Below are 15,536 nucleotides of genomic sequence, written 5' to 3'. Positions count from 1 at the left end.
GAACGACTACTTCTTCTTCGACTCGGCGGCGGCCTTGGCCTCGGCCTTGTTCTTCTTGGCCCGCTTCTTCCAGGCCTGCTTGATCTTCATCTGCACGCGACGGTGCTTGCTCTTGCTGCGGGCCATCTTTGACTCCTGTGCTCCGTACGGAGACGTGAAAAGAGGGGCTTAACTATCAGAACCCGGCGGGCTCCCGGAAGAGGAACCCTCGGGCCCCCCCGGCTCGCCGGTGTCGTCGGGTGCCGGACGGGTGGGAAACGGGATTCCCTCGGCGCTCCGGACCTGGGTCGGCCGGGCGGTGGACACCTTCAGGTCCCCCTCCCGGTCCTCGTTGCTGGGCCGCTCCTTGGCCGCCGGGGCGCTCGACTGCTGGGGGCGCTTCTTCACGGACGCGAAAATCGGCTTGCAGGCGTCCAGGAAGCGCCGGACCTCGTCCAGGGGGAGCGCCGGGCAGTGGTTGCCGTTGGCGCCCGTCATGGACGTGGCCATGCACATGGCGTTGAGGATGGCCTCCTCGGTGGCCTCCATGACCGCCTCATAGAGGGGGTCCAGGCGCTGATCCAGGAGGAGCTTCAGCTTGTAGACCATCTTCTGCGTGCGCCGGGGGATGATGTTCGCCGTGGAGAAGCCGACGACAATCTCCCCGGAGCCGTGCGCCGCGTAGCTGCCCACCCGGCCAATGCCCAGCGCCACGCGCTTGCAGAGGCGGTTGATTTGATGGCTCAGCAGCGGCGCGTCCGTGGCCACCACCGCGATGATGGAGCCGTACGTCTGGCCGCGCTTGGGCGTGCCCTTGAACTTCTCCGCCAGCACCTCGCCCACGGGCAGGCCGCCCACCCGCAGGTTGTGCATCTTCCCGAAGTTGGACATCACCAGCACACCCAGCGTGTAGCCGCCCAACACCTCCGGCAGCTTGCGGGACGACGTGCCGATGCCGCCCTTGAAGTCGCACGTCACCATGCCGGTGCCGCCGCCCACGTTCCCCTCGGCCACGGGGCCGGTGGAGGCGTTGTTGATGGCCTCGAAGACATGCTCCTCGCGCACGTGGCGCCCGGAAATGTCGTTGAGCCAGGAATCGTCACACTCCCCCACCACGGGGATGATGACATCGTGCTCGTCACCGATGCCGGGGTAGCGGTCCACCAGGTAACGGGCCACGCCGTCCGACACCGCGCCCACCGCCATGGTGTTGGTGAGGAGGATGGGCGTCTCGATGAGGCCCCACTCCATGAGCTGCGTCATGCCGGCGACCTCGCCCGCGCCGTTGAGCACGAAGCCGCCCCCCGTCATGCGCTCCATGAAGATGTTCCCCTGGTTGGGGAGGATGGCGGTGACCCCCGTGCGAACCGGACCGTGCCCGGGGCGAAGCGGGCCCTCGCCACGTATCAACGTGCTGTGCCCGACGAGCACCCCCTCCACGTCGGTGATGGCGTTGAACTTGCCGGGCTTGAAGCGCCCCAGCGGCAGGCCCAGCTCACGGGCCCGGACACGCGGACCTGTCTCCTCGGGGATGTGCACCATAGAGGGGGGACACTAACCGACCACTACTCACGGTCAACCACTCCAGCCGACCCCGCCCGCCCGCTCGAAGAGGAGGCACGGGACGGGGCGGCCAGCGCGTCGCGTGGGACTCAGGCCTTCGCGTCCACGCGCGGAGACGGCTCCGGCGCAGGGGACGCCGGAGCGGGGGCCGTCGCGGCCACGGGCTGCGCTGCGGCGGGCGTCCCCTCCTCCAAGGGCACGCTCTTGCGCAACACCGAAGCGGGGTGCTCGCTGGCGGCGCGGCGCGCCTCGCGCTCCTTGTAGCGGCGGATGGCGGGGGCCATGATTTCGCCGATGAGCCCCCGGTAGTCCATGCCGGCGCCCTGGGCGATGAGCACCAGGTCGCTCCAGCCCGGCGTCAGGCCTGGCAGCGGGTTGCACTCGATGAAGTAGATGCGCCCCTTGTCATCCATGCGGAAGTCGATGCGCGCGACGTCGCGGCATCCCAGCGCCATGAACGAGTTGCGCGCCGCCGTGCGCAGCCGCTCCAGCAGCGCGGGCTCCAGCTTCGCCGGCGCGTCGTAGCGGATGCGGTCCGTCCAATCGAGCTTGTGCTGGAAGCTGTAGACAGGGTTCTTCTCCTCGCGGTCCAGGAAGACGATCTCCATGGGCGGCAGGACGCGGGGACGCCGCTCGCCCAGCAGGCCCACGGTGAACTCACGGCCGCGGATGTACTCCTCGATGAGCGCGGGCTGCTGGTACTTGCCGGCAATCTCGCGCACCACCTCGCGCAGCTCCGCCTCGCTGTGGCAGACGCTCTTGGTGACGACGCCCTTGGAGCTGCCCTCCGCCACCGGCTTCACGATGAGCGGGAAGGTGGTGAACTCCTTGTTGAGGCGCTCCTTGCCCGTCGCCATGAGCTGGAAGTTGGGCGTGAGGATGCCAGCCTGCCGGACAATCTTCTTCGCCAGGCCCTTGTCCAGGGCGATGGACAGCGTGGCCGGGTCCGAGCCCGTGTACGGGATGTCCAGCAGCTCCAGCAGCGCCGGGACCTGGCTCTCCCGGTTGCGGCCCTTGAAGCCCTCCGCGATGTTGAACACCACGTCCAGCGGCGTGCTCGACAGCACCGACGGAAGCTCGGCCGTGGCCTCCAGGTCGATGACCTCGTGGCCCCACGACGCAATCGCCTCGCGGATGGCCTGGAGCGTGTTCGGCGAGTCGTACTCGGCCTCGCTGTCCTCCACTGTCTCCGCCGTGGCCGTGGGCTTCACGCGCTTCACGTTGAAGCTGAAGCCCACGCGCAGCGGACCGCTCTTGCGCGCCGGCTTGCCCTGGCGACGCGACGAGTCCTTGATTTTGTACCGCTTCGCCGCGCTGGTGATGATGGAGTTGATGACCCCATCCAGGTGCAGGCCGTCCAGCTCCGCCGCCGCGTAGATGCCCGCGCCCGGCTCCAGGCTGGGGAGCGCGTTGATCTCCAGGAAGTACGGCACGCCCGCGTCACTGAGGCGCACGTCGATGCGGCCCAGGTCGCGGCAGTCGAGCGCCCGGTACACCTTCTGCGCCATCCGCCGGACGTCCTCCGCCGTGCGAGGCGGAATCTGCGCCGGGGCGCGCACGCTGACCGTGCCCTCCCGCGACGTCTTCAGCGCGTAGTCGTAGATGGCGTACTTGCGGCCCTGCGTGACGGCCGGGTCGATGACGTACTCCACCGGGGAGAGCACGCCGTCGTAGTCATTGTCCACCGACTCCAGGAACGGCACGGCGAGGTCGCGGCCGGAGATGTACTCCTCCACCAGCACGCCGGACGGGTACTTCTCCAGCGCGGCGGCCACCTTGACGCGGACCTCGTCCAGCGTCTCCGCGATGGAGTCCTGGCTGATGCCCTTGGACGAGCCCTCGAAGTTGGGCTTCACGATGACGGGGAAGCGCAGGTTCTCCGCGGACAGCTCGTTGAGCTTCTCCACGTACTGCCAGCCGGGCGTGCGGATGCCCTGCTTGGAGAGCACCAGCTTGGTGAGCTGCTTGTCGAGCGTCACCGCCAGCGCGTACGCGTCCGAGCCCGTGTACGGGAACCCCAGCTCGTCGAAGAGGGCCGGATAGAAGGCCTCGCGGAAGCGGCCACGGCGGCCCTCGGCGGTGTTGAAGATGAGGTCCGGGCTGTAGGCCTCCAGCCGCGCCACGGTGCGCGAGGCCGGGCCGCTCACCTCGAAGCGCTCCAGCCGGTGGCCGATGCGCTCGATGGCCGCCGCCAGCGCGTTGACCGTCTCCTGCGTGTCGAACTCCGCCTCTTCTTCCAAATCAGACAGCCTGAGGTTGTGGGTCAGCGCGATGCGCATGGGTACCCCCTTCGCTTCCTGAACGACGAGCGTCCCCGGCGCACCTTCGCCGCGGACATGAGCCTGCCGGAGGCGCGCTCATGCGCGACCGGTGTGCGAGCTGCAACGGTTACGCCCGCGACGACCTTCCCGTCGACAACCTGCGTCTGCGCCCAGGTGTCGCCCAGCCGCCAGCCCAGCGGATCCCTCAGCACGCACCACGCTTCCACGCTGCCGATGACGATGAGCCCCGCGGCCGCGGCCACCGTCCCATGCGGCGCGGGCATCATTCCCAACAACACGATGAGCGCCAGCGGCGCGTTGCGCAGGGTGCTGTCGCGGTGCCGCGCCGCCGAGCGCGTGGGCAGATGCATCACCTTCACGCCGAAGATGCGCTTGCCCACGCTCTGGCCCTGGAGCATCCCGTCCGCCAGCAGCAGGAACAGCAGCGCCACCACCGCGCCCGCCGCGCCGCACACGACGTACAGGCCCCACGCCACCGACACGTCCACCGCCCGCGCGCCGCCGCGCAGCCAGAGCGACGCCTTGGGATAGGGCGAATCGGGTTGCGCGTCTCCGGACACCAAACGCAAGGCGCGGCCACCCCCTTGCTGGCTTCCCGCCATGTAAACGCGGCTTCGCGGGGTGCTCACTCCTCCGGCTCCAGCGTGAGTCCTTCCTCGCGCGGCTCGGGCTCATCCAGCCCCGCCAGACGCGCCAGCCGTTCGTGGGCGCTCAAAGGAGAAATCATGGGCGCGGCCCACTCGACGTGCTCGCGCGTGTACTCGGCCGCGAGCGCCGCGGTGGGGCTGCCCGTCTCCGACATCCGCATCAGCCGCCCGCGCGCCGCGTCTTCATCATGCCTGGCGGGGCTGCCCTGGCGCGTGAAGAGGACGAAGGCCATGGCCGGGCGCTTGGAGGACTCGCGCATCGCGAACTGGATGCCGTCGAGGTTCCAGCCCTGGGCCGCCCACTCGTTGAGGGTGCGCTCCAGGGAGCCCTCGTCCACCGTGGACAGCTCGACCACTTTGTACTGCAAGGGTCCTGGAGGGGTGACACGGGCCGCGCGACCGGCGCCGGACCGCTTCTTCGCGGTGGGCCGGCGTTGGGGCGGGGGCTTCTGGGACTTTCGTCCAGGCCGCTTTTTGGTTGGCATCGTGCGACGCACATTTGGACGCAACGCGCGCGGCGGATCAAGACTCAACCCGCCGCGGGTCCGCCCGGCTGTTGCCTACAGGAGCTTCGCCGCCTCCAGGGCGTGGTAGGTGATGATGAGGTCGGAGCCGGCGCGCTTCATGGACGTGAGCGTCTCCAGCATCACCCGCTCGTAGTCAATCCACCCGTTCTGCCCGGCGGCCTTGAGCATCGAGTACTCGCCGGACACGTTGTAGGAGACGACGGGCAGCTCCCAGCGCTCGCGCACGGCGCGGATGACGTCCAGGTAGGCCAGCGCGGGCTTGACCATGATCATGTCCGCGCCCTCCTCCACGTCCAGGGCCACTTCCTTGAGGGCCTCGCGGAAGTTGCCGGGGTCCATCTGGTAGCCCCGGCGGTCACCGGAGGTGGGCGTGTTCTGGGCGGCCTCGCGGAACGGCCCGTAGTAGCCGGACGCGAACTTGGCCGAGTACGCCATGATGGGCAGCTCGCCGAAGCCCGTCTCGTCCAGGGCGGCGCGGATGGCGGCCACGCGGCCATCCATCATGTCCGACGGAGCGATGATGTCCGCGCCCGCCTTGGCGCAGCTCACGGACATCTTCGCCAGCAGCGGCAGCGTGGCGTCATTGACGACGTGGCCGCCTTCCAGCACGCCGCAGTGGCCGTGGTCGGTGAACTCGCACAGGCAGACGTCGACGATGACCTGGAGGTCCGGCTCGGCCGCCTTGATCTCCTGGATGGCGCGCTGGACGATGCCGTCGTCGGCGTAGGCCTGGGTGCCACGGGCGTCCTTGTGGTTGGGGATGCCGAACAGGAGGACAGCCGGCACGCCCAGCTTCCGGGCGTGCCTGGCCTCGGCGACGACGTGCTCCAGCGACAGGTTGAAGATCCCCGGCATGGAGACGATGGGACGGCGCACGTCCCGGCCTTCCACGACGAAGAGGGGGTAGATGAAGTCGCCCGGGTCGAGGCGCGTCTCGCGCACCATGTCACGCAGGACGGCGTTGCGGCGCAGGCGGCGGGGTCGGTGGGTGGGATAGGCCATGGCGGTCGCCGGTATAAACCGGCGGCGCCGCGCCTTCATCGTTTTGGGCCCCGGCCCGCCTGCTCAGCCTGCGACGAGCCTCCAGCTCTTCTGATGGTTCCGAGCCTCCCGCGCGTGCCGCAGGGCGCGGCGCTCGGCGATGTCCGCTTCGTGCAGGGCGCGGGCGTAGCGCACGCGTGCCGCCTCCGTCCCGGCCGCCAGGTCCTTGTCGGCCTGCTCCAGCTCGCGGCGGGCATCCAGCAGCTGCTGTTCGATGCGGTCCTCGTACGTCATGTTCGATGCTCCTCGTGGCTTGAGTTTGCCGCCGGGCGATGCACGGGCCGGACCGTGGAGCTCCAAAGAATCTGCAAGCCGCCAAGTCCCCGGAACAACGAGCTACCGCGGCGCGGCAGGCACCGCAGGCGTGCGAAGCGGCCTTCCCACGGGCGCGAACGGAGCGTCGCAGGGCGCGGCCAGGAGACCGTTCCGCCCGTCCGGGCGACCGCCCGGCAACCTGACGCAATGGATGTACCGTCCAGTCGTCTACATTCCCGACCGTGACAAGCCAGGAACCCGCCATCGAAGTGAGGGGATTGAGGAAGACGTACCACCGGGCCTTCCGGAAGGGAGGCAACGAGGCCCTCCGAGGCATGGACCTGACGGTGCCGGTAGGAAGCGCCTTCGGACTCATCGGCCCGAACGGTGCGGGCAAGACGACCTTCATCAAGAGCATCCTCGGCATCGTCCAGCCCACGGAGGGGTCCATCCGGGTGCTGGGGGGCTCGCCCGAGGATCCGCGCATCCGCGCCCGCATCGGCTACCTGCCCGAGCGCCTGCACCTGCCCGGCACCTGGACGGCGCCCGCCTTCCTGGCGACGGTGACGCGGCTGAAGGGCCTCCCCGTGGACCCGACGGTGAACCTGCGCCTCCTGGAGCGCGTGGGCCTGTCGGACGCGGTGGGCCGGCGCATCGGCGGGTACTCCAAGGGCATGCGTCAGCGGCTGGGCCTGGCCGCGGCGCTGGTGGGCTCCCCTTCCCTGCTGGTGCTGGACGAGCCCACGGACGGAATCGACCCCATGGGACGGATGGAGGTGCGGCGCATCCTCCAGGACGAGGTGCAGCGAGGCACGACGCTGTTCCTCAACTCCCACCTGCTGGCGGAGACCGAGCGGGTCTGTGATCGCGTCGCCATCCTCGCGGGAGGCCGCGTGGTGCGCGAGGGCCGGCTGGAGGACCTGGCGCGCGGCGGCGTGCGGTGGCTGGTGCGCTTCGCCCCGGGCGCCAACATGGAGGCCCTGGTGGCGGCAGGCTTCGTCCGAGGCGTCGCGGAGGGACAATACGTCGTCGAGGCGGAGGACCCGGCGGCGCTCAACGGGGCATTGGACCGGGCGCGCGCGGCGGGGGCATTGATGGTGGAGCTGCGGCGTGACGGAACAGACTTGGAGTCGGTGCTGATGGGAACGGTGGAGGCCGCGGCGTGAAGCCAGTCCTTGGAATCGCGGGGTACGTGCTCCGTGAGGCGTTGTCGCGCAAGTTCATCCTGGCCTTCCTGGTGGGAATCACCCTGGTGCTCACCGTGGTGGCGCTGAGCTTGCGCATCGAGGTGGTGGACGGGGCGCTCGCGGCGTCCCGGCTGTTCGGCGAGGAGCTGAGGAACAGCATCCGCTCCGTCGACGTGGCCCTGCGGCCCGTGTACCAGGCCGCCGCGTTCCTGGTGTTCTACGGCGGCATCCTGTTCGGCATCGTGGCGTGCTCGGACTTCGCGCCGTCGCTGATGTCGCCGGGGCGCATCGAGCACCTGCTGGCGCTGCCGATTCAACGCTGGCACCTGCTGGCCGGAACGTTCCTGGGCGTGATGACGCTGGCTGTCGGCGGGACGCTGTATGGGACCACGGGGCTGGTGCTCATCTTCGGCGTGAAGGCGGGGTACTGGACGGCCGGGCCGCTCATCGCGGGGCTGCTGGCGTGCGTGGGCTTCGCGGCGGTGTACGCGGTGATGCTGACCACGGCGACGCTGGTGCGCAGCGCGGCGCTGTGCGCGGCCTCCGGCTTCGTCTTCCTGGTGGGAGGAATCATCGCGGGCTACCGGCAGCAGATGACGCCCTTCTTCGAGGAAGGATTTGGTCGCGAAGCCTTCAAGGCGGTGACGCTGGTGTTGCCGCGGCTGTCCGCGCTGGCCGTGGCCGCGGGCGACATCGCTTCATCCACGCCGCTGGAGGTGCGCTCGCTCGGCTTGCTGTTGCTCGGTGTGCTGGTGTTTGGATTCGGGGCCTTGGCGGTGGGGTTCTGGCGCTTCGAGGGAAAGGACTACTGACATGGACAACCGTGGACGCCGCCGGGTGTGGCTCGTCGTGGCGGCGATGCTGTTCGTGGTGGCCGCGGTGTTGATGTTCACCGGGCAGGGCGAAGAGCCCGCGATGGAGACGCCGAAGGTGGAATTCCCCCGGCGGATGCGAGCCCCCGAGCGGGAGCGCGCGGAACGGCGCCGGACGCATGTCCTGCCCGTGCAGGTGGACGCGGGCACGCAGGAGCGCGCGCGCCCCAGGGACCCCCTGCTGGCCGCCCTGCCCCGCGGCGAGGGCAAGACGGCGGTGGTCATCGAGGCGAACGCGCTGCGGCACTCGCCTATCGGCGAGCTGCTGCTGGACTGCCTGATGCGGGACGGTGGCAAGCGGCTGGAGGAGCTGCGGAACCTCAGTGGCGTGGACCCGCTCCAGGACCTGGACCGTCTGGTCATCACCGATGAAGGGATGATGCTGTCGGGCAACTTCGGCAACGCGAAGTTCAAGGAGCTGCTGGGTGAGCGCGTGTCCATGGACTACGGCGAAGGCGCCCGGGTGTACGAGCCGGGCGACATGACGGTGACGCGGCCGGATGGGAGCACGGCGCGTGGCCGGAGCGAGGCCGCGGTGGCGACGTGGAACAACGAGCTGCTGGTGATTGGCAAGTCGCCGGACGAGGTGAAGGCGGTGGTGGACCGGGTGGAGGGCCGCGGCCCGGACGAGCCCCCCGCCATCTCCGAGGGCAGCACCTACGGGGAGATGTATGGCGTGCTGTCCGTGGACCAGCTCGCGCGGCTGCTGCCCAAGGAGCAGGCGGAGTTGGCGGACCGCATCCGCAGGGTGGCCCAGAACGTGGAGCTCCACGTCGACGCGAGCGGCGATGTGGCGATGGTCGCCGAGGTCCGCGGCGCGAATGGCGACGAGGTCACGGACCTGGGCAAGACGCTGGGCGCCGCGCTGAGCATGGCGCGCATCAAGGCGCAGGCTGAAGGCGAGAAGGACCTGGCGCAGTTGCTCGACTTCGCGCGTGTCCAGCCGGATGGCACGTCCTTCAAGCTGGAGATGGCGGTGCCGCTCGACGTCATCAAGCAGCGCCTGGCGTTCTGCAAGGAAGAGCGGAGCGCGGCGGAGGCGGCCGAGCGGTAGGCCGGGAGTCGTCGCTTTCGCGGTACCCCCGACGCTCCTTGGCGAAGCGCCGAGGGGCGTCGTCGTTCCTGGAATCAGGGCTGGAGCGACACGTCCGCGTTCTCTTGTTCGCGACGTCGCAATTCGCCCGCGGCCTTCGCCGCGGTGACGAGCGCGGTGACGATGTAGGCTCGGACGATGAGAGCGAAGATGGGGAAGCGCCCTCCCTCCGTAAGCGAGTTCACGACCAAGAAGAGTCCGTCGGCGGTGAACAGGATGCCTGCGAGAATGGGCGCCACGCGGGTGCCGCGATGAGTGAAGAAGCCTAAAACCGCGATTGGCAAGCTGAAGAGGATGGAGCCCAGCCCCATCCCCGCCGCCTTCAGGATGTCACTCTGGCCCACCATGGCGACGACACCGATCAAGGTGTTCAGGCCCGCCAGGAAATAGAGCAGTTTCGCCGCGCGCTTGACCTGCTGCGCCGGGTCCGTGTCCGACCCGGGAACAGCCTCCCCGTCGCGCACCACCGCCAGGCCCGTGCGGAAAAAGCCACTCTGGAGCAGGACGTTCAGCGTGCTTCCGTCGGGGAGTTTGAAGCGCCCCCCTCGCCTGAGCTCGGACGCGCCGCCGTCCAGCGTTCCCACGACCTTTCCATCCAGGGTGACGGTGAACCGCTTCCATCCCCATCCCCATGACAACTCCAAGCGAGGCGGCCCCCCCGCCTCCAGCGCCAGCTTCTTCGACCCCACGTGAACCCCTCATTCGACCCGGACCGGGTCAAGGGGGCGAAACTAGCTGTCCGGTGGACACCATTGCAAAGCCACGAGCGACATCGGGCAGCGCCGTGACGAAGCCAGACTGCCCGCTCAGTTCCTCAAGGCCACCCCGAAGCCGATGATGACCAGCATGGCCACATGGAACCAGCCGACGTTGCGCGCGAGCACGGCCCATCCCTCCCCTGCGCCAGGAGCGGCACCGCGCCGGATGGCCGCCAGTTCCTGGTAGCCCAACACGAGCCCCACGAGGCCCGGCACGAACCCGATGAACCCCACCGTGGCGAAGATGAGCGCCAGCGTGGCGCGTTTGGAGGGTTTCTCTCCCAGCGCGACGGTGTGGCAGTGAAGGCAGAGCATGCGCCCCACCTGCCACCTGCGGCAGCCTTCACACAAGAAGGAGCCGCAGCGGCTACACGTCCCCTCCGCGGGCCGCTCGGGATGAAGGGGGCACAGCGCGACCGTCGCATCCATGCCCGTTCTCTACCATGCCCCGGGACAGAGCCAGTCCTCGCGGCTGGCTTTCCCTGGAGAATTACGACCCGCAATGACAGGCACTAATAGGACGAACCCTCACAAGGACTTGGTCGCGACATCCACTCCCCTCCCCTGGCGCTCCCCAGCCGATTGTTTGATATATCGTTGTGCGCTGCCGCTCTCAATTCCATGCGAGCACAGCCTCCTCAAAGGAGAATCCACATGCGCATCGTTTCGAAAGGGGCCCGTGGCCTTTCCGCACTGCTTGGCGCGGCGGCCCTGGCATCCATCGGTTGTGGTGATGTCCCGGACGCGTCGGAGAGCTCCCAGGCCGAGCTCCTGCAGACAAGCGCGCCTCTGGATTGCCTCTCCTCCATCAAACCGGAGCGGGAGCTGCTCATCCAGGATGCGGCAGTGCTGAATGACCCAGTGCGTACGGCCTGGTCCGGAGCGATGCCCAACGTGCACGGGGCCGCGGACGGCGCGTGGAGCTTCGGCCGACGACTGGCGGAGATGAGCGGCGACGTCGCACCCTCCGAGTTCGTCCGCGACGGACTCCTGCGGGGTGCGGAGCAGGACGCGGTCACCCGCGCGCTCGTGGCCCGGCTCCTCGAAGCGTGGCCAAGACTCGCGGATGGCACCCTGGACATGACGAAGGCGCCGCTGCGGCTGAAGGCCATCGTCAACCACGTGGACACCCACAATTCGGACCGGCACAGCGCTGGCGAGGGCCACCTGGTCTTCGATGCAATCGATGCGGACGGCAAGCCACTGCCCCTCACCGCCACCCTCGTGTACGACCTGCCGGCATCCAAGCCCTCGGACGCGCTCCACTGGGCCCGGCAATGGCATGCACTCGCCACGCAGATTCCGGGTACGGAGGCATTCAACACCACCCTCCAGACCGTCACCGACCGATTCACCGCCGCCCCTGGACGGCTCCAGGTGCGCACGACGGAATCGGTCCTCGACTCAGCGCGCTCGAAATCCACCGACGCGCGGCGCCTCGCGAAGGACTTCGGCAACCTGCTGTGCACCGATAGCGCAGCCCCTACCGTGACGCTCCTCTCGCCGAGCCCGGGCAGCGCCGTGCGCGGCACCATCACCCTGACGGCGAGCGCCTACGACGACCTCGGCGTCACGCGCGTGGACTTCTACTCCGGGTCCACCCTCATCGCCTCCGACACCCAGCCCCCCTTCATCGTGGACTGGGACACGACGACGTCCCCCTCGGGCACCCGGGTGCTGACTGCCCAGGCCTTCGACGCGGACAACAACACGGGCATCTCCGACCCGGTGAGCGTCATGGTGGACAACTTCGCGCCCATCATTCTTTCGGGCACGCCCCAGTACAACCCACAGACCCTGAACTACGTGCGCGGCAACATCTCCGTGAGCTGGTCCGTGACCGACCAGTCCCTCTCAGGCGTGGTCCTGGCAGAGTTCTTCCAGGAAGGGTACCTCAAGGGCTCGCTGACGAGCCCCACCAGCCTTGGGTACGCCTTCGCGTGGGACACGCGGGTGCTGGCCAATCGCCCCTACAGCCTGACCCTCCGCGCGACTGACAGGGCAGGCAATGTCGCGATGCACACCCGTTCGCTGATCGTCGACAACGCGCCGCCCACGTCCGTCCTGACCGCACCGGCCAACGGAGACGTCGTCAGTGGTGTCGTCACGCTGGCTGCCAATGCGAGTGACAGCCAATCGCTCTACTACGTCGCCTTCGAGATCGACGGTGTCATCCAGACACCCTATTCGACCACCGCGCCCTTCACCCGTACGTGGGACACGACGGGCAAGTCCGGCACGCACGTCATTGTCGCCATCGCGTATGACCGCGTGGGCAACAGCCAACGCAGCAACGCCGTGACGGTCACCGTTCCGTGAGCCACACGCGGGCACTGACGCTCCGGTAGCCCCCTGGTCTCACCTTGGCCGGGTGCCCCGTCGAAGGGCCGCGCCAGACCTGCTGGCGCGGCCTCTCTTCGCAACCGTCAGGCGAATGACGTGGCGTGAGATGTTGAAGGCGGTTGGGTGCCGTGCTCGGCGAGCGCTGCAACACGACTGGGCGAGAAGGCATGGTCCAGCGTGAGCCTCCAGGGAGTGAGGGCGATGCTCGGCGGAAGGCCCCTCCCTTCGTTGGAGCCCCCATGCAATCGCCGCGACAGTACAATGCGCCCGCTCATTTCACCCTATCGCCCCTGCTGTATGTGGTGATTGGCGTCCCCGCCTGCACGGCCTGTGTCCTCTTCCTCTCCGGTGTCTTCGTCACGTTCCTCGTGCGAGCGCTGAGTCAAGCGGCTCGGCGACGCGTCGCCTCTTCCATTCGTCGGGCAGCAACTCACCGATGCGTGAGTTGGGAGGCGTCTGCACGCGCGGGGCGTGGTCGATGGCTGTGCTGGCGCATTGCATGACTGCCGCTGACAGCTTGAGCCACCTGTCCACTGAACCCGGGCAATTTCACGGTCGAACCACCACCGACGGCACCACAGGGTGCCCAGGCAGGTCTGAGCCCGTTTTGCAGGGACTGCTTGCTATCCCACCTGCCGTCCGTGCCAGTCTGGCCGGATGAACCGCGTCCTCCTGCTGGCCGGACTGTTGAGCCTCGTTGCGTGCAAGGGCTCCAACGATCCAAACACCAACACCGGAGGCCCTGACAACCCAGGGGAGCCCGGGGGGCCCGGTGGGAACCTGGGCGCCGCGTGCGTGGTGCAGTCGGTGCTCGCCGAGCGCTGCGCCAGCTGTCACGGCGCGCTGCCGACCCAGGGGGCGACGATGCCGCTGCGCACCCTGCACGACATGCGGGTGAGTTCGGTGATGGATGGAGGGCTTAGCAACGCCCAGCGCGCGCTCATCCGCATGCGCGACGACGCGTCTCCGATGCCGCCGGCCCCGCATGAGCGCGCGAGCGCAGCCGACCTCGCCGCGCTCGAGACCTGGATTGGGGAGGGGATGCCCCTCTGCAGTGGCACGAGCGGCCCGCCCGTGACCGTGGTGCCCGAGCCCAACCTGCTCGATCAGTCTGCGCTCTTCAGCTGCACCGAAGGCGTGCGCTCGGATGCGTCGACGCGCATCCGCCGCTTGAACCGGCGCGAGTTCACCCGCAACGTCGGTGGCTCGGTCGAGCGCAGCTGGACCGGGTTCAGCTTCTACGACAACCCGCTCGATCCCAGTGCCATGGAGCAGTACAGCTCCTGGGCCACGGACGAGACGCTGGACGAGGCCACGGTGGAGCTATTCCTGCCGGTGGTCGGCGCGGCCGCCGCGCCGTGGACGATGAACTACCCGGACGGCAACCGGATGGAGCGTGTCTACACCGACAGCCGCTTCAGGTGCATGTTCGACGACGCGAACCCGAGCGACTCCTGCAAGCGCTTCCACCTCGGCCAGATGCTCGAGTTCGGCGTCTTCTTCCGCCCGCCCACCGAGGATGAGCTCACCCGCCTCACTGCCTTCGCGACCGAGGTCATCGCGCAGGAGCCGAGCTACTCCCCGCGAAACCGCGCGGACTCCATCACGCGGATCTCCAACGCCGCGTGGATGATGACCGGCGCCATGTTCCGCCGCGAGATGGGCGGCGAGCCGGCCGACGGTCGCGTGGAGCTGACCAGCCTCGAGCTGGGCTCGCAGCTGGCCTACGCGCTGGCGGGGCGCGCGCCCTCCGCCACGCCGAGCTTCGTGTGGCCCTACTACTCCGCGCCCCTCGAGGGGCATCTGGCGGACGTGGCCACCGCCGCGAAGGATGGCTCGCTCAAGCAGGATGCGACGACCACCGCCCTGATCGAGAAGTACCTGGGCGGCGTCGACGCCCACCAGAACGGGACACCGCGCTTCGATCTGGTGCAGGACTACAACGAGGAGCAGCGCTCCAAGCGCGGGCAGTACTGGCTGGGTGACGGCGTCGCGGGCTTCTTCCGCGAGTGGCTCGGCTACGGGCACGTGGCCGCGGTGTTCAAGGAGTCCCCGGCGGCGACCTCGCGCTTCGAGCTCGAGGGGCTCGGCTACATCAGCTCGGTCTCGTACGAGAACCTGCTCACCAACTTCCATCCGCTGGAGCCGACCTTCATCCAACAGTTCGACGATCTGATCGCGCGGGTGGTCGTCGAGGATAAAGACGTGCTGGCGAACCTGCTCACCACGCGCACCTTCTACGTGCCCTCCATGCAGCACGCGGCGTACGACTCGCACAAGGGACTCTCGCACCCCTACAACGTCAGCGAGATCCTCCCGGCGACCGTCGCGGGCCGCTGGAAGACGCTGCCTGCCACCGAGCGCGCGGGCGTGCTGACCCACCCGGTGTGGCTGGCCGCGCACGGCGGCAACTTCGAGGACGATCCGTCCATCGTCCACCGCGGCAAGTGGGTGCGCGAGAACCTCCTGTGCGGGTTCGTCCCGCCGCTCAGCAGCGTGCAGGTGGCGGCCCAGGTCGGCGCTCACGCTCCCGACAAGAACGCGCGCCGCCGCCTGCAGGAGGCGACCGCCGGAGCGCAGTGTCAGGGCTGTCACCGCCTGATGGAGCCGCTCGGCCTGCCCTTCGAGATCTACAACCACGCGGGCTTCCTGCGCGCGCGGGATCACTCGACCAGCGGAGGCTGGACCACGCCGGACGGAAGCTCGACGCTCACGTCGATGCCGGACCCCGGGCTGGACGGCCCGGTGCGCGACGCAGTGGAGTTGAGCGAGCGCCTGGCGGCCTCGCAGCACGTGAAACGCTGCTTCCTGCGACAAGCCTTCCGCTACTTCATGGGCCGCCCGGAGAACCCGAGCGACGCCTGTACGCTGACGCAGATGGAGCAGGCCTATGACCAGAACAACGGCTCGTTCTCCAAGATGCTGACCACGCTGATGACCAGCGACACCTGGAAGACGCGGCGTGTGCCGCAGGCTGGAGAGTGACTGC

The 15,536-nt window shown here is 68.7% G+C and carries 14 protein-coding genes; 5 read left to right on the top strand and 9 right to left on the bottom strand.

Annotated elements, in window-relative coordinates:
* Positions 1 to 6: 6 nt before the first annotated feature.
* The 7 genes from HNV26_RS19565 to HNV26_RS19535 all read right to left on the bottom strand — a co-directional run bounded on the left by HNV26_RS19565 (position 7) and on the right by HNV26_RS19535 (position 6,273).
* The gene (locus tag HNV26_RS19565; protein WP_002636551.1) at positions 7 to 126 is read right to left on the bottom strand and encodes a hypothetical protein; all 120 of its coding nucleotides are present in this window, start codon (positions 124 to 126) and stop codon (positions 7 to 9) included.
* A gap of 42 nt (positions 127 to 168) precedes the next feature.
* Positions 169 to 1,521: a DmpA family aminopeptidase gene (locus tag HNV26_RS19560; protein ID WP_171444362.1), complete on the bottom strand. Its 1,353-nt coding sequence runs from the start codon at positions 1,519 to 1,521 to the stop codon at positions 169 to 171.
* 110 nt (positions 1,522 to 1,631) lie between these two features.
* Positions 1,632 to 3,821 carry a D-alanine--D-alanine ligase family protein gene (locus tag HNV26_RS19555; RefSeq protein WP_171444363.1) on the bottom strand — a complete coding sequence of 730 codons (2,190 nt, stop codon included), beginning with the start codon at positions 3,819 to 3,821 and terminating at the stop codon, positions 1,632 to 1,634.
* On the bottom strand, positions 3,806 to 4,453 hold the full coding sequence (locus tag HNV26_RS19550; RefSeq protein ID WP_171444364.1) for an RDD family protein: 648 nt from the start codon (positions 4,451 to 4,453) through the stop codon (positions 3,806 to 3,808). The genes HNV26_RS19555 and HNV26_RS19550 overlap by 16 nt, the downstream gene beginning before the upstream one ends.
* On the bottom strand, positions 4,450 to 4,839 hold the full coding sequence (sglS, locus tag HNV26_RS19545) for a type IV pili motility protein SglS (RefSeq protein ID WP_228558335.1): 390 nt from the start codon (positions 4,837 to 4,839) through the stop codon (positions 4,450 to 4,452). Before sglS ends, HNV26_RS19550 begins: the two co-directional genes overlap by 4 nt.
* Before the next feature lie 192 nt (positions 4,840 to 5,031).
* Complete coding sequence (gene hemB / locus HNV26_RS19540) at positions 5,032 to 6,039, bottom strand: porphobilinogen synthase (protein WP_171444365.1); 1,008 nt, start codon at positions 6,037 to 6,039, stop codon at positions 5,032 to 5,034.
* A gap of 24 nt (positions 6,040 to 6,063) precedes the next feature.
* Positions 6,064 to 6,273: a hypothetical protein gene (locus HNV26_RS19535; RefSeq protein ID WP_237077276.1), complete on the bottom strand. Its 210-nt coding sequence runs from the start codon at positions 6,271 to 6,273 to the stop codon at positions 6,064 to 6,066.
* A gap of 299 nt (positions 6,274 to 6,572) precedes the next feature.
* Here HNV26_RS19535 and HNV26_RS19530 point away from each other — a divergent pair, with 299 nt between their 5' ends.
* From HNV26_RS19530 to HNV26_RS19520, 3 genes are read left to right on the top strand one after another with little or no spacing between them, the layout of a single operon-like run.
* Positions 6,573 to 7,460, top strand: a complete 888-nt coding sequence (locus tag HNV26_RS19530; RefSeq protein ID WP_171444381.1) for an ABC transporter ATP-binding protein — start codon at positions 6,573 to 6,575, stop codon at positions 7,458 to 7,460.
* Positions 7,457 to 8,293, top strand: coding sequence for an ABC-2 transporter permease (locus HNV26_RS19525; protein ID WP_171444367.1), 837 nt, complete (start codon positions 7,457 to 7,459; stop codon positions 8,291 to 8,293). Before HNV26_RS19530 ends, HNV26_RS19525 begins: the two co-directional genes overlap by 4 nt.
* Position 8,294: 1 nt before the next feature.
* Positions 8,295 to 9,407: a hypothetical protein gene (locus HNV26_RS19520; RefSeq protein WP_171444368.1), complete on the top strand. Its 1,113-nt coding sequence runs from the start codon at positions 8,295 to 8,297 to the stop codon at positions 9,405 to 9,407.
* Positions 9,408 to 9,481: 74 nt separating this feature from the next.
* Here the strand turns inward: HNV26_RS19520 and HNV26_RS19515 are convergent, their stop codons facing one another.
* Complete coding sequence (locus HNV26_RS19515; protein WP_171444369.1) at positions 9,482 to 10,135, bottom strand: hypothetical protein; 654 nt, start codon at positions 10,133 to 10,135, stop codon at positions 9,482 to 9,484.
* A 117-nt stretch (positions 10,136 to 10,252) separates the two neighbouring features.
* The gene (locus HNV26_RS19510; RefSeq protein ID WP_253816792.1) at positions 10,253 to 10,519 is read right to left on the bottom strand and encodes a hypothetical protein; all 267 of its coding nucleotides are present in this window, start codon (positions 10,517 to 10,519) and stop codon (positions 10,253 to 10,255) included.
* Between the two features lie 339 nt (positions 10,520 to 10,858).
* On the opposite strand from HNV26_RS19510, the gene HNV26_RS19505 reads away from it, so the two are divergent.
* Together HNV26_RS19505 and HNV26_RS19500 are read left to right on the top strand one after the other, a co-directional pair.
* Positions 10,859 to 12,523 carry an Ig-like domain-containing protein gene (locus tag HNV26_RS19505; protein WP_171444371.1) on the top strand — a complete coding sequence of 555 codons (1,665 nt, stop codon included), beginning with the start codon at positions 10,859 to 10,861 and terminating at the stop codon, positions 12,521 to 12,523.
* Positions 12,524 to 13,204: 681 nt separating this feature from the next.
* Positions 13,205 to 15,532: a DUF1588 domain-containing protein gene (locus HNV26_RS19500; protein WP_171444372.1), complete on the top strand. Its 2,328-nt coding sequence runs from the start codon at positions 13,205 to 13,207 to the stop codon at positions 15,530 to 15,532.
* Positions 15,533 to 15,536: the final 4 nt, after the last annotated feature.

Origin of the sequence: Myxococcus xanthus (assembly GCF_013116825.1) — a bacterium.
Classification (GTDB): Bacteria; Myxococcota; Myxococcia; order Myxococcales; family Myxococcaceae; genus Myxococcus; species Myxococcus xanthus_B.
The sequence above is the reverse complement of the archived record's forward strand: the minus strand, read 5'-3'. Positions and strand labels throughout refer to the sequence as shown.